The organism is Flavobacterium psychrotolerans (genome assembly GCF_003097635.1).
GTDB classification, from domain to species: domain Bacteria; phylum Bacteroidota; class Bacteroidia; order Flavobacteriales; family Flavobacteriaceae; genus Flavobacterium; species Flavobacterium psychrotolerans.
On sequence record NZ_QCZI01000011.1, the window covers coordinates 117,044 to 130,712 of the forward strand.

Here is a 13,669-nt window from a genome sequence, read left to right on the forward strand (position 1 = left end):
TTTTTATCGATTAATTAAAAAAAAACACTATTTTTATCTAATATTAAAAAAACAAAATATCCAATCTTTTGAAATGTTTAATTTTTATATTTTGTGTATAAATTTTAACTTTTCAAATAATAGCATTTAAATCATGGGAATTGTAAAGACTTTAATTACTCTATTTGCTTTATTTGGAATCCAAATTTCCATTGCTCAAAGTGATGATCCCTATAGCGGAGGAGTTCCTCTTTTTGATAAAGTTACAAATTGCAATTTACGTTATTCCTATTTTCCAAATATCGAAGCATACTTCGATACCCAGAAAAGCATTTATTATTATAAAGAAAATGGAGAATGGAAAACGGAAAAAGAGATTCCGGAAGGGTATAGAGGATATTCTATTTACAACAAAATTAGTGTCTATATTACAGATTATGAAGATGATAATGTTTGCCAATTTTTAAAATCCCACAAAAAACTATATCCTTATAGTGCTAAAGGAAGAGTAAAACAAGTACCTACTGTATCAAAAGGATAAACATGCTACTACTGGTACTCATAAAATTAGGAATCCATATCAAAAATATGTTAAAATCCCATTAAATAAAACATCTATTTTTATTTAATCGCTACATTTGAAGCCATTGCTAATTAAAGTATTTACAATGCAAAAGCTTTCCTTTGTTGCCCTATTGATCTCCCTTTTTTCGTTATCGATAATTTCAGCTCAGCAACCGCAAAAATCCAATGCTGTTGAGATTTATAACCAAATTCAAAAACTAAATTTTCTAGGTTCTGTTCTCTATATCGCTGCCCATCCTGATGATGAAAATACCCGATTGATATCGTACTTATCCAATGAAAAAAAAGCCAGAACTGGTTATTTATCATTGACTCGTGGTGATGGAGGTCAAAATTTAATTGGATCCGAATTGCGTGAACTTCTTGGAGTAATCCGAACACAAGAGCTTATTGAGGCCCGTAAAATTGATGGTGGCGAACAATTTTTTTCCAGAGCAAATGATTTTGGATATTCCAAAAATCCGGATGAAACGTTACAAATTTGGAACAAAGACGAAGTCTTAAGCGATGTCATTTATATCATTCGTAAATTCCAACCAGACGTTATTATCAATCGTTTTGATGCGCGTACACCAGGAACCACACATGGGCATCATACGGCATCTGCCATTTTGAGTATGGACGCTTTTGATAAAGCAAATAATGCATCCGTTTTCCCCAATCAATTGAATCTAGTGCAAACATGGCAACCTAAAAGAGTATTTTATAATACCTCGTGGTGGTTTTATGGAAGTAAAGAAAAATTTGAAAAAGCTGACAAAACCAATTTAATGCCAATTCAAACAGGGGTTTATTATCCTTCATTGGGGAAATCCAATCCTGAAATTGCCGCTTTAAGTCGCAGTCGCCATCAATCGCAGGGTTTTGGAACTACAGGAACTCGTGGAGATGAATTGGAATATTTGGAATTCATAAAAGGTGAAAATCAAAAAGACAAATCGAATCTCTTTGATGGTATTGATACTTCATGGAACCGAGTTCAGGGTGGAAAAGCTATTGGGGAGTTAATAAGCGCAGTGGGTAAAAATTTCGATTTTAAAAATCCATCGGCTAGTATTCCGGATTTGGTTAAGGCCTTTTCAATGATTCAGAATTTAAATGAAAATCATTGGAAACCTATTAAATTAGAAGAAATCAAAAAAATTATCGCTTCCTGCGCTGGATTATATTTAGAAGCCGTTGCCGATAGCCAGGAAGTTACTCCAGGAAATATGTTAAAACTAAAAATGGAGGCGATTAACCGAAGTGCAATTCCAATGCAATTAAAAACGATTAAATCCTTTCCGGAAGCTAATACTCCATTTCAGGTTTTAGATTTAAAAAATAATATTCCTCAAAATGTAGCCTTAGAATTGCCTTTGCCCGAAAGCCTAGATTACACACAACCCTATTATTTAAAAGAAAAAGGAACCGTTGGAATGTACCGTGTGGATGACCAAAACAAGATTGGTATTCCTGATATTATTCGTCAAGCCAAAATAACATTCTGTGTTTTAATCAACAATGTAGTCATTCCTTTTGAACGCAATGTAATTTATAAATACAACAACAACGTGAAAGGCGAAATCTATCAACCATTAGATATTGTTCCTGATGTTACAACTTCTATTTTAGATAAAGTAACGATTTTTAATGACCGAGGTTCCAAAACAATTGATATTAAAATCAAAGCCGGAAAGGACAATGTTAAAGGAGACTTACAACTAGAATTGCCTGAAAAATGGAAAGTTTTCCCTAAATCAATTCCATTTTCATTACTCCAAAAAGGTGAAGAACAAACAGTAACGTTCCAAGTTGCGCCTCCAAAAAATGCTGACGAAACGGTTGCTAAAAGTATTGCTATCGTTGACGGAAGACGTTTCGACAAAGAACAATTCAATATTACCTACGAACACATTTCCAAACAGCAAGTTTTAAAACCATCCGAGTCCAAATTTATGAAACTGGACATTGAAGTTGGAAAAGAAAAAATTGCCTATATCATGGGAGCAGGCGATGAAGTTCCAAAAAGTTTGAGGCAAATGGGTTATGAAGTTTCCATCATTAAACCTGAAGAAATTACTGCCGAAAAATTACAATATTTTGATGTGGTCATGACAGGAATTCGAGCTTATAATACGATTCAAACATTGGCTTTCAAACAAACCCTTTTATTCGATTTCGTTAAAGAAGGACACACGATGATTGTGCAATACAATACCGCAGATGATTTTGTCACCACAGCGATTGCGCCGTTTCCTTTAAAAATTTCCCGTGAAAGAGTGACCGATGAAAATGCCCCAGTAGAGTTATTGGCACCCAATCATCCAATTTTAAATCATCCAAACAAAATTACTTCAAAAGATTTTGAGGGATGGAAACAAGAACAGGGATTATATTATCCAAATGAATGGGACAAAGCCTTCACTCCTATTTTAGCATCAAATGATAAAGGCGAATCACAAAAAAAAGGAGCTTTATTAGTCGCAAAATACGGAAAAGGGAATTACATTTATACCAGTTTGAGTTTCTTTAGGGAATTACCTGAGGGAGTTTCAGGCGCCTTTAGGTTAATGGCGAACATGATTTCAATTAAGTAAAAAAATCTAAACATGACCAACAAAATTTCCACTTGGAAAAAAAGCTATACATGGGTTTTAATTGCCAATGCTATCTATATTTTTATTTTTTGTATCATCATGCTAATATTTTCATAGTATGCAACAGCTCGACTGGCTTATACTTTCCGTAACCTTGCTTTTCATCGTAATTTACGGTGTATGGAAAACTAAAGGAAGTAAAAATGTAGAGGATTACATTTTGGGAAATAACGAAACCCCTTGGCATGTAGTAGGCTTATCTGTTATGGCAACACAGGCCAGCGCGATAACTTTTCTTTCCACACCGGGGCAAGCCTACCATGACGGCATGGGCTTCGTGCAGTTTTATTTTGGTTTGCCTATCGCTATGGTGGTCATTTGTGTGACCTTTATTCCAATGTATCATCGACTGAAAGTGTATACCGCTTATGAGTATCTTGAACAACGATTCGATTTAAAAACCCGTTCCCTTGCAGCAATACTATTTTTGGTTCAAAGAGGATTGGGAACTGGATTGACCATTTATGCCCCTTCCATTATATTATCGGCTTTGTTGGGTTGGAATCTCACTTTATTAAATATCGTTATAGGCGTTTTAGTGATTATTTATACCTTTTCCGGCGGGACAAAAGCAGTAAACGTGACCCAAAAACAACAGATGTTCGTAATTATGTCGGGCATGTTTATCACCTTTTTTCTGATTTTACATCTTTTGCCGAACGACATGACTTTTAGTAATGCCATGCACATTGCCGGAGCCAACCACAAAATGGATATCGTCGATTTTTCTATTGATCCAGAAACCCGCTATACTTTTTGGAGCGGAATTACCGGCGGATTTTTCTTGGCACTCTCCTATTTTGGAACAGATCAATCACAAGTAGGCCGCTATTTATCAGGAAAGTCTGTACGAGAAAGCCAAATGGGACTCATCATGAACGGATTTCTAAAAGTACCCATGCAGTTTTTTATTTTGTTGATTGGTGTGATGGTTTTTGTATTTTTCCAATTCAATCCGGTTCCTTTGAATTTTAATCCAAACAATAAAGTGATTATTGAACATTCTATTTATAAAAAGGAATACAATGTTCTCGAACAAAAATTGAGTAAATTATCGGAAGACAAAAAAGAAATAAATCTGATATACATCGATCATCTGAATCAAAATTATGACAATCCTATTTTAAGAAAAGAACTTGTGACCCTCTCCAATAAGGAAAATGATTTGCGTGATCAAGCCAGAGAACTTATTTCAAAAGCCGATAAAAAATCTGAAACCAATGATAAAGATTATGTTTTTATCCATTTCATTTTAAACTATTTGCCCAAAGGACTCATCGGATTACTGTTGGCAGTAATACTTTCAGCAGCCATGTCATCAACGGCTTCCGGTATTAACGCTTTGGCTTCCACCACTGCAATCGACATTTACAAACGAAATTTAAAAGAAGAAAAATCAGAGAAACACTACGTCAATGCAACTAAATTCTTCACAATACTTTGGGGAATTATTGCTATACTTTTCGCCTGCATTGGAACGCTTTTTGAAAATTTGATACAATTGGTCAATATCATTGGTTCAATATTTTACGGTACAGTTTTGGGAATTTTCTTAGTGGGATTTTACATTAAATACGTAAAAGCCAAAGCTATTTTTTGGGGAGCAGTAATAAGTCAATTGACTATTTTTTACATCTATTATCTAGATGTGGTAAGTTTTCTTTGGCTCAATTTTATTGGAGCCATGCTTACTTTATTGATATCACTCTTGATTCAAACAATTTTAGGTAAAGACGGAGAAGTTATAGCATAAAAAATCCCGTCCGGAAAAAATCAAGACGGGATTTCGTATACTATAAAAATTTATTTTTTACTCCATTCCGCAATACTATCCGAATTCATTTTTAAATAATCATTATTTTTAGCAACAGTTGCAGCAGCTAATGATAATTTTGCGGTTTCAATTGCGCCTTTTTTATCTCCTAATTTAGCCTGAATCAATGATTTTTGTCTGGTATACCAATAGGGTTGGTCTTTATTCATTTCCAATGCTTTATTAACATATTCTAAAGCCTTTGTCAGATCTCCATTCGATTGGTAAAAATATTGAGCCGAAGAAAAATAATCCCCTGCAGTTGGTCCGGCCAAAGTTTTTTCAATACTTGCAATCGCTGTTTTCTGTGTGGGAACCTCAAATTTTAAAGCTACAATTGTTTTTTCCCAAGATAATTCTAAATAAGCAAAATTATTATCCAAATTGTTAATTCCAATCGTGAAACTTTCTACCATTCTATTTAAATTTTCAGGTTTCACGGTAGTTCTCAATGCAACCTTAGTTTCATCCCAATTTTCCGGATTTCCCCAATTATCCGTTGTGGAATAAAAAATCACATCCCAATTTTCAACTTTAGGCAGCGTATATAAGGCATATTTACCTTTTTTAAGGGACTTACCGTCAATAACAATATCATTACTAAAAGAAATAGTCGTATTTTCATTGGCACCGGTTCTCCAAATTTTACCAAACGGAACTAAACTCCCAAAAATAGTTCTTCCTTTTATACTTGGTCGAGAGTATTCAACAGTAACATCCGTAAGTCCAACTACTTGTTCTAATGTAGATTTAGGGCTTGGTTGTGGTGCTTTTACTTGAGCTTCTATTGAGTATGAAGCAAAAAAGATTCCTAATACTAGAATGAATTTTTTCATTGTTTTAAATTTATATTTTTTCAAAATTACAAATTCAGATACTTATAAATGTTAATAAATACTTAATTTGAATATTATTTTGTTTACTATTTTATTTAAAACATTAAACATTTGTATCTTTGTAAAAAAGTAAAATGAAAATTTACACCAAGAAGAGTAAACAAAACTTACCCATAACACTAGATGAAGCTTGGGAATTCCTATCAAATCCTAAAAATTTAAAAACCATAACTCCAGATTACATGGGATTTGTTATTGAATCCGGAACAGATAGACCTATGTTTCCTGGACAAATCATTCAATATATTATTACTCCAATTTTTGGAATCAAAACAAAATGGGTTACAGAAATTACCCATGTACAAGACAAAAAATACTTTGTTGACGAACAACGTTTTGGTCCATACGCACTTTGGCATCACAAACATTTTATAAAAATAATTCCTGGTGGTGTAGAAATGGAGGATATTATAGATTACAAAGTACCTATGGGAATTTTAGGGCAACTGGCTCATCCTTTTTTGGTAAAACCGAAACTGGATGAAATTTTTGATTATAGACGAAAAAAATTAATTGAGTTATTTGGAGAATTTAAATGATAATATGAAAAACATTTTATTAATTGGTGGTTCATACGGAATTGGTTTAGCTATAGCTAAAGAATTAGAGCATAAAAATAATATCTTCATCGCTTCAAGAACTGCAGAAGGTTTAGAAAACTTAAATGTGACCCATATTCCTTTTGATGTCCTCACTGATAATTTAGACAAAAGCCTTCTACCAGATATAATTGACGGCGTTATTTACTGCCCAGGAAGTATTAATTTAAAACCATTTCGTGGTTTAAAAATAGAGACTTTTGAAAGTGATATGCAAATCAATTTTTTTAGCATGGTTAAAGTATTACATTCTATTTTGCCGCAATTAACGGCATCAAATCAGTCAAGTATTGTCTTATTTAGTAGTGTTGCAGCATCAATGGGAATGCCTTTTCATACTAGTGTCGCTGCTGCAAAAGGTGCAATAGAAAGTTTTTCAAAGGCATTAGCCGCAGAATATGCTCCAAAAATTCGCGTAAATGTAATTGCTCCATCTTTAACAAATACACCTTTAGCAGATAAGTTTTTAAACAATGAGTCCAAGCAAGAAAAATCTGCTGAAAGACACCCTTTAAAACGTTTTGGACAACCGGACGATTTAGCTAAAATGGCTTGTTTTTTATTAGAAGAAAATTCCTCTTGGATATCGGGACAAATCATACATGTAGATGGGGGAATGTCAACTTTATTAGTAAATGGATAATCTATTTGGAGTTTTGTAACTTTAAACAAAATACATAAAATGAACATATTCTGGTTTAGACGTGATTTAAGAATTGACGACAATAAAGGGCTTTTCGAAGCTTTAATTAGCGGAGAAGAAATTCTGCCTATTTTTATTTTCGATACAATCATTCTTGACGAACTGCAAAAAGATGATGCTCGTGTTAGTTTTATACATGAATTATTGACTAAAATTAATTCTGAATTACAGAAAAAAGGAAAATCATTGGCCGTTTTTCATGGAGAACCAACGGTTATTTTTGAACAATTAGCAAGTGAAAATAAAATCAAGAATGTATTTACCAATCACGATTATGAGCCCTATGCCCGAAAGCGTGATTTAGCCATTTTTCAAGTTTTTAAAAAGTACGATATTAGTTTTAAAACCTATAAAGATCAAGTTGTTTTTGAAAAAAATGAAGTTACAAAAGATGATGGTTTGCCCTATGTGGTTTACACTCCCTATTCAAAAAAGTGGAAAGAAAAATTCAAAACTATACAATTAGAACATTTTTTATCAGAAGATAATCTGGAACAAATTGGCAGCCACTCCTACCCTTTTTTGAGTCTAAGTGACATTCATTTTGAACCTTCAATAATAAAGGTGACTCCTTATGATATTTCAAAAAATTTGATTCGAAATTACGAAGAAACCAGAAACTTTCCTGCTTTAAATAAAACATCCCATCTCGGTGCCTATCTCCGTTTTGGCGCTGTAAGTATTCGAAGAATGATTGCTAAAGCCATCGAAGAAAAAAACGAAACCTTTTGGAATGAACTTATTTGGAGGGAATTTTTTATGCAAATCCTTTGGCATTTCCCAAATACTAAAAATGCCAGCTTCCGAGCAAAATATGATGCCATACAATGGAATAATAATGAAGATGATTTTAAAAAATGGTGTGAAGGAAAAACTGGCTATCCCTTTGTAGATGCTGGAATGCGAGAATTAAATATAACGGGGCACATGCACAATCGGGTTCGGATGATTGTGGCTAGTTTTTTATGCAAACATTTATTAATTGACTGGCGTTGGGGCGAAACTTATTTTGCTCAAAAATTGCTGGATTATGAACAGGCAAGCAATGTGGGTAATTGGCAATGGGCAGCAGGAACTGGTGTTGATGCAGCACCCTATTTTAGAATCTTCAATCCAACGGAACAAATTAAAAAATTCGATAAAGACCTAAAATACATTAAAAAATGGGTTCCAGAATTACAAGATTTCTCCTATCCAAAACCTATTGTTGATCACAAATTTGCGCGAGAACGTTGTTTGCGAGTGTATAAAGAAGCCGTTGGATAAAGCTATCTTAAACTTCTAATTTTTTCAAAATTCAATTCGTCAAAATGTTGAATTACGCAATCTGCCAAAGATAAATCCTGCAATTTAGAATGTTCACTATTGTAACCAACACAATAAATTCCTGCTGCATTTGCTGCAATTATTCCGTTTGTACTGTCTTCAATTACAATGCAATTTTCTTTTGGAGCAGTAGATAAGGAAGCGGCATGTTCAAAAATGGCAGGATGTGGTTTTGACATAGGGAAATCCTCACCACTAACAATGTGCGTAAAATAATGATGCAATCCAAAACGTCTAAAAACACGGTCGATGGTAACTTTTGAAGCAGATGAAGCTACAATCAATTGCATACCATTATCGTATAAATCTTTGATTAATTTTTCAACGCCGTCAAATAAATACAAATCTTCTTTACTGTCAAATGCGTCGTTAAAGAGGTTTCGTTTTCTTAAAATTAAATCTTCAACATCCTCATTTAAATTAAATGTTGCCTTTATTTTCTGAAAGGTATTTCGAGTAGAATTTCCTGTATAAGACGTAAACATTTCTTCAGTAACCTGAATATCTAATTCATCAAAATGTTGAAAATAAGCATATCTGTGAACCGGCTCTGTATCAACAATCACGCCGTCCATATCAAAAATTACTGTTTGTATCATTACAGGTTTTAGGTATTGGGTTTTAAAATTATTGCTAATTACTCCTTTTTTAGTAAATAACGAATCACCGTTTCAGCTGCATACAAACCAAAAAGTCCTGGCATATAACTATTTGTACCGTAAAATGATTTTTTAAAATTGGAACCATCGGTCATTTTTAAACTGGTTTCATCTTGAATTTCTGATGAAAACACCACTTTCAATTTATCAATTTTTACGGCTTTCAATTTGCTTTTCATTGCTTTAGCCAGAAAACAATTTACGGTATTATTAATATCGGCAACTTTCACTTTTGAAGCCTCCATTTTTCCTCCAGCGCCCATACTGCTAATAATTTTCACTCTCTTCCGTTTTGCCGCAATAATCAAGTTCAATTTTGGGGTTAAACTATCAATACAATCTAAAACATAATCGTACTCATCGGTAACAATTTCAAAAGCGCGTTCTGGCGAAAGAAACTCTTTTACTTTTGTTAATTTCAATTCAGGATTTATATCTAATAGTCGATTACCAACTATATCAATTTTCGGCAAACCAACAGTTGAATGTAAAGCAGGCAATTGTCTATTAATGTTTGTAATATCCACAACATCTCCGTCCACAATTGTCATTTTCCCTACACCGGCACGAGCAATAAATTCGGCTGCAAATGAGCCTACTCCACCCACTCCTACAATTAAAATATTTGCATTTTTTAATCTTTCTAAACCTTCTTTTTTAAATAAAAGTTCGGCTCGTTCTGTCCATTCTGCCATTATAAAATGTTTAAAATTTAATATTTATAGTTCTCAAGACTTAATACATTGGTTAATCTATATCTCTTTTAAAAACCTCTTCAAAATTAGACCTTATTTGCTTTTGAAGTTGCTCTATTTCAATGTTTTTATATTTTGCCGCTAATGAATAAACGGCTTGAATTCCATCCTCCATTGTATCCGTTTCAAGAAAAAACCGATTATTTGGAATACTTTTAAAAATGCGTTCTAATTCTGGCTTTCGCAATAAATACTTTCCAAAAGACAAATAAAAACCATTATTAATCAATTGTTTAGCTAGTAGGTCGTTCTTTGAAAACCCGTGAATCAACATTGGAACCGAAATTTCGAGTCTATTTTTAATTTCAATAAGCTCCTGAAAAGCCGCGACACAATGAATCACAACAGGTTTCTTATACTTTTCGGCTAATGCCAATTGTTTTTCAAAAACTTGAAGTTGCAGTTCTAATGCAATCTCAATTCGTTTATCTAATCCACATTCGCCAATAGCCAAACAATTTCTTTCCTTTAACTTACTTTCAATAATCATTAAATCTTCAGCAATACGATCTTCAGCAATATGCCAAGGATGAATTCCGATAGAATAAAAAGGAATCGTAGCGTCAAACTCATTCGGATATTGGTTTACCAACTCCAAAACAGAATCAGAATTCGTGAAATTATGAGTATGCAAATTAATGAATTTCATTTGGCAAAAATAGTTTAAAAGTTGTAATGTTACAAAGGCACGAAGCCACAAAGTTTTTTACCTTTGCTTCTTTGTAAAAAATCATGCTTAAAACTGCTTTTCAACGCTATATCAACAACTTTAAAGGCTTCTCAAGAGAGATTTGGATTCTGGCCACTGTAACATTTATCAATCGTGCGGGAACGATGGTGCTACCATTTTTGACCAAATATTTAAAGGAAGATTTACATTTTTCGTACGGTGAAGTGGGCTGGATTATGGTTTGCTTTGGCTTTGGTTCGATGCTGGGTTCTTGGTTGGGGGGTAAACTATCTGACAAAATTGGCTTTTACAAAATCATGGTGTTCAGTTTGTTTACTAGCGGAATACTGTTTTTCATGTTGCAATTTATTACTTCTTTTTGGGGATTGTGTATCAGTATTTTTTCCATCATGAGCATTGCAGATATGTTCCGGCCGGCCATGTTCGTCTCGCTTGGAGTTTATGCCAAACCCGAAAACAGAACCAGAGCATTAACCTTAGTGCGTTTGGCCGTTAATCTTGGTTTTGCAGCTGGTCCCGCTTTAGGTGGACTAATTATTATGGGCATCGGATATAAAGGATTATTTTGGACTGATAGCGCCACTTGTATTATTGCCATCTTGATTTTTGCATTATTGGTAAAAGAAAAGAAAAATGTGATTTCTAACAATCATAAAAATGATGATTCAGCTATAGTTTTATCCGTATTTAAAGATAAAATATTTTGGCTATTTCTATTTATCTGTTTTTTAACTGCTGTACTTTTCTTTCAGATTTTCACGACTTTACCTTTGTACCATCATGAAATGTTTGGACTTACTGAATTTCAAAGCGGACTTTTGTTAACCTTAAATGGCCTACTCATTTTTTTTCTTGAAATGCCTATTGTAAGTACTTTTGAAAAACTCAAAATCAGAAAAACTAAAATTATGCTATGGGGTTCATTTCTGATGGCAATCAGTTTTTACTTATTAATGATTACGGGGTGGTCAGGAATTTTCATATTCAGCATCATTTTCATCACTTTTGGAGAAATGTTTATTTTCCCTTTTTCCAATTCTTTCGCTTTAAGTCGAGCTCCAAAAGGTCATGAAGGAAGATACATGGCTTTGTTTACCATGAGTTTCAGTTTGGCACATATTACTAGTTCTAAAACCGGAATGGAAGTTATCAGCTATTTTGGCTATCAAACCAACTGGTTTTTGATGGGCACTTTGGGAATTATTGCAACCCTAAGTTGCATTAGATTGCTTTATTTGTTGAGAATGGAAGATAGGCTTAACTAATTTAGGCAAGTTATTTTTTAGAGATAAGAATTTTGCGGAAAACGGAACTCAGCTAACGCATTATTTTTCAGATCTTTAAAAGAAATTAATAGACTCAAAGGCTAATGAATGTAATACCTATCTCCTCTTCTATATGTTGATCCGTTTTCGTGTTGATCAGTTGATCCACTATTTTTAAGGGATCAAGTCTAAAAGTTGTGGGGAAATATTAAAATCTAGATATTTGTATTTCCAAATTATACCCGAATGCAAGATTCTTTTATCGATATCCTTAAGCTTTTATTGCCTGAGATAATAGTAGACTACTTTGAACTTACTTCTTATAGAAAAGAAGAAGAGGTACTTCATTTGTATTTAAAAGAGATTAACTCAATTCCTAAAGAATACCGCGATTCTAAATTAAGTTCAAAGGGATTCTTTGAAGAGATCACTGTTCAGGATTTCCCTATACGTGGACACCAGGTATATCTTCATATCACTCGCAGAAGATGGCTTAACGAAGATATAGGTAAAGTAGTCTTTAGAGATTGGAATTTAGTAGCAGACGGAACTCGTGTAACACAGGAGTTTGCGTCTTTTTTAAAAGAGATCAATAGATTCCAGTCCAAATGATTGTAATGCCATTGCTTCTTTTTATGGAGTTACTGGCCGAAATTTGCAATCTCAATACAAGGATTTTCTAAGTGATTTTAAAGCTTGGGATCAAAAATCACATGCTAAAAAATGGCTCCTTTTTGCTAAGAACATTGGAAAATACTTATCAATAGATGAAACATCTCTCTCCAATGGCGAACTCTATACTATTCTAACTAGTAAATCTGGTAAAGGTAGAAAAGGCACTATAGTGGCTATGATTGCTGGAACTAAAGCAGAAACAGTTATTTCAGTTATTGAAAAAATCCCCCTTAAACAACGGAGCTTAGTCAAGGAAATTACTTTGGACATGGCTGGCAATATGGGTTTAATTGCTAGAAAATGCTTTCCTAATGCAATTCGTGTTACGGATCGTTTTCATGTTCAGAAGTTAGCAATAGAAGCGCTACAGGAAATTAGAATCAAATACCGCTGGGAAGCCATAGATCAAGAAAATGATGCTATGGAAAAGTCTAAAAAATCAAAAGAAAATTTCCAATCTAAAACTCTTTCTAACGGGGATACGCTTAAGCAGTTGCTGGCTAGAAGTCGCTATTTCTTATACAAAAACAAATCAAAGTGGACTGAAAGCCAAATAGAACGTGCCGCATTATTATTTGAATTGTATCCTGATATTCAAAAAGCATATAATCTAACTCAGGAGCTTCGCGGTATCTTTGAGAACACAACCGATAAAATCATTGGTTTTGCTAAACTAGCCAAATGGCACGAAAAAGTAAATCAATCTGGGTTTAAGTCTTTCAATACAATCTCTCGAACAATTACAAATCATTATCAAACCATATTGAACTATTTTGATAATAGAAGCACTAATGCTTCAGCAGAATCATTCAATGCGAAAATAAAAGCTTTTAGAGCTCAGTTTAGAGGTGTCAGAAATATAGAGTTCTTCCTTTACAGACTAACTAATATTTATGCCTAATTTTTGCTTCCCCACAGGTTTTTGTGTTGATCAGTTGATCCACTATTTTTAAGACATTGCCACAGTAAAAAGGATAAAAACAAAAAACCCCACATCGATAGATGAGGGGTTTTTCAAAAGAAAGGCGACGACATACTCTCCCACATAACTGCAGTACCATCTGCGCAGGCGGGCTTAACTACT

General features: G+C 33.7%; 13 protein-coding genes. 9 read left to right on the forward strand and 4 right to left on the reverse strand.

What is annotated here, in order from left to right; genetic code table 11:
* Positions 1–133: 133 nt before the first annotated feature.
* The 3 genes from DB895_RS09920 to DB895_RS09930 all read left to right on the forward strand — a co-directional run bounded on the left by DB895_RS09920 (position 134) and on the right by DB895_RS09930 (position 4,956).
* The gene (locus DB895_RS09920) at positions 134–520 is read left to right on the forward strand and encodes a hypothetical protein (RefSeq protein ID WP_116725207.1); all 387 of its coding nucleotides are present in this window, start codon (positions 134–136) and stop codon (positions 518–520) included.
* Between the two features lie 127 nt (positions 521–647).
* Complete coding sequence (locus tag DB895_RS09925; protein WP_116725208.1) at positions 648–3,143, forward strand: PIG-L family deacetylase; 2,496 nt, start codon at positions 648–650, stop codon at positions 3,141–3,143.
* A 118-nt stretch (positions 3,144–3,261) separates the two neighbouring features.
* The gene (locus DB895_RS09930) at positions 3,262–4,956 is read left to right on the forward strand and encodes a sodium:solute symporter (protein WP_116725209.1); all 1,695 of its coding nucleotides are present in this window, start codon (positions 3,262–3,264) and stop codon (positions 4,954–4,956) included.
* A gap of 50 nt (positions 4,957–5,006) precedes the next feature.
* Here the strand turns inward: DB895_RS09930 and DB895_RS09935 are convergent, their stop codons facing one another.
* Positions 5,007–5,852 (reverse strand): DUF2911 domain-containing protein, encoded by an 846-nt coding sequence (locus DB895_RS09935; RefSeq protein ID WP_116725210.1) that lies wholly within the window; start codon positions 5,850–5,852, stop codon positions 5,007–5,009.
* Between the two features lie 134 nt (positions 5,853–5,986).
* Between DB895_RS09935 and DB895_RS09940 the strand changes: the two genes are divergently transcribed.
* The 3 genes from DB895_RS09940 to DB895_RS09950 are packed head-to-tail and all read left to right on the forward strand — an operon-like array spanning position 5,987 to position 8,480.
* Positions 5,987–6,451: an SRPBCC family protein gene (locus DB895_RS09940; RefSeq protein WP_116725211.1), complete on the forward strand. Its 465-nt coding sequence runs from the start codon at positions 5,987–5,989 to the stop codon at positions 6,449–6,451.
* Positions 6,452–6,455: 4 nt separating this feature from the next.
* Entirely contained in the window at positions 6,456–7,154 is a 699-nt protein-coding gene (locus tag DB895_RS09945; protein ID WP_116725212.1) for an SDR family NAD(P)-dependent oxidoreductase, read from the forward strand.
* Positions 7,155–7,193: 39 nt separating this feature from the next.
* On the forward strand, positions 7,194–8,480 hold the full coding sequence (locus DB895_RS09950) for a cryptochrome/photolyase family protein (protein ID WP_116725213.1): 1,287 nt from the start codon (positions 7,194–7,196) through the stop codon (positions 8,478–8,480).
* A gap of 2 nt (positions 8,481–8,482) precedes the next feature.
* Here the strand turns inward: DB895_RS09950 and DB895_RS09955 are convergent, their stop codons facing one another.
* The 3 genes from DB895_RS09955 to DB895_RS09965 are packed head-to-tail and all read right to left on the reverse strand — an operon-like array spanning position 8,483 to position 10,603.
* On the reverse strand, positions 8,483–9,139 hold the full coding sequence (locus DB895_RS09955) for an HAD family hydrolase (RefSeq protein ID WP_116725214.1): 657 nt from the start codon (positions 9,137–9,139) through the stop codon (positions 8,483–8,485).
* A gap of 38 nt (positions 9,140–9,177) precedes the next feature.
* Entirely contained in the window at positions 9,178–9,894 is a 717-nt protein-coding gene (locus tag DB895_RS09960) for a tRNA threonylcarbamoyladenosine dehydratase (protein ID WP_116725215.1), read from the reverse strand.
* Positions 9,895–9,946: 52 nt separating this feature from the next.
* Positions 9,947–10,603 (reverse strand): TatD family hydrolase, encoded by a 657-nt coding sequence (locus DB895_RS09965; protein ID WP_116725216.1) that lies wholly within the window; start codon positions 10,601–10,603, stop codon positions 9,947–9,949.
* 83 nt (positions 10,604–10,686) lie between these two features.
* Between DB895_RS09965 and DB895_RS09970 the strand changes: the two genes are divergently transcribed.
* The 3 genes from DB895_RS09970 to DB895_RS09980 all read left to right on the forward strand — a co-directional run bounded on the left by DB895_RS09970 (position 10,687) and on the right by DB895_RS09980 (position 13,486).
* Positions 10,687–11,910 carry an MFS transporter gene (locus tag DB895_RS09970; protein ID WP_116725217.1) on the forward strand — a complete coding sequence of 408 codons (1,224 nt, stop codon included), beginning with the start codon at positions 10,687–10,689 and terminating at the stop codon, positions 11,908–11,910.
* A gap of 246 nt (positions 11,911–12,156) precedes the next feature.
* The gene (locus DB895_RS09975; RefSeq protein WP_116725218.1) at positions 12,157–12,522 is read left to right on the forward strand and encodes an ISAon1 family transposase N-terminal region protein; all 366 of its coding nucleotides are present in this window, start codon (positions 12,157–12,159) and stop codon (positions 12,520–12,522) included.
* A gap of 10 nt (positions 12,523–12,532) precedes the next feature.
* A complete protein-coding gene (locus tag DB895_RS09980; RefSeq protein WP_208012156.1) occupies positions 12,533–13,486 on the forward strand; it encodes an ISAon1 family transposase in 954 nt (317 codons plus the stop codon).
* The last annotated feature ends 183 nt before the right edge of the window (positions 13,487–13,669 follow it).

Bases quoted from the DNA above. Each gene is read 5' to 3' on its own strand.
- DB895_RS09920 (WP_116725207.1), top strand. From the start codon at position 134: ATGGGAATTGTAAAGACTTTAATTACTCTATTTGCTTTATTTGGAATC.
- DB895_RS09925 (WP_116725208.1), top strand. From the start codon at position 648: ATGCAAAAGCTTTCCTTTGTTGCCCTATTGATCTCCCTTTTTTCGTTA.
- DB895_RS09930 (WP_116725209.1), top strand. From the start codon at position 3,262: ATGCAACAGCTCGACTGGCTTATACTTTCCGTAACCTTGCTTTTCATC.
- DB895_RS09935 (WP_116725210.1), bottom strand. From the start codon at position 5,852: ATGAAAAAATTCATTCTAGTATTAGGAATCTTTTTTGCTTCATACTCA.
- DB895_RS09940 (WP_116725211.1), top strand. From the start codon at position 5,987: ATGAAAATTTACACCAAGAAGAGTAAACAAAACTTACCCATAACACTA.
- DB895_RS09945 (WP_116725212.1), top strand. From the start codon at position 6,456: ATGAAAAACATTTTATTAATTGGTGGTTCATACGGAATTGGTTTAGCT.
- DB895_RS09950 (WP_116725213.1), top strand. From the start codon at position 7,194: ATGAACATATTCTGGTTTAGACGTGATTTAAGAATTGACGACAATAAA.
- DB895_RS09955 (WP_116725214.1), bottom strand. From the start codon at position 9,139: ATGATACAAACAGTAATTTTTGATATGGACGGCGTGATTGTTGATACA.
- DB895_RS09960 (WP_116725215.1), bottom strand. From the start codon at position 9,894: ATGGCAGAATGGACAGAACGAGCCGAACTTTTATTTAAAAAAGAAGGT.
- DB895_RS09965 (WP_116725216.1), bottom strand. From the start codon at position 10,603: ATGAAATTCATTAATTTGCATACTCATAATTTCACGAATTCTGATTCT.
- DB895_RS09970 (WP_116725217.1), top strand. From the start codon at position 10,687: ATGCTTAAAACTGCTTTTCAACGCTATATCAACAACTTTAAAGGCTTC.
- DB895_RS09975 (WP_116725218.1), top strand. From the start codon at position 12,157: ATGCAAGATTCTTTTATCGATATCCTTAAGCTTTTATTGCCTGAGATA.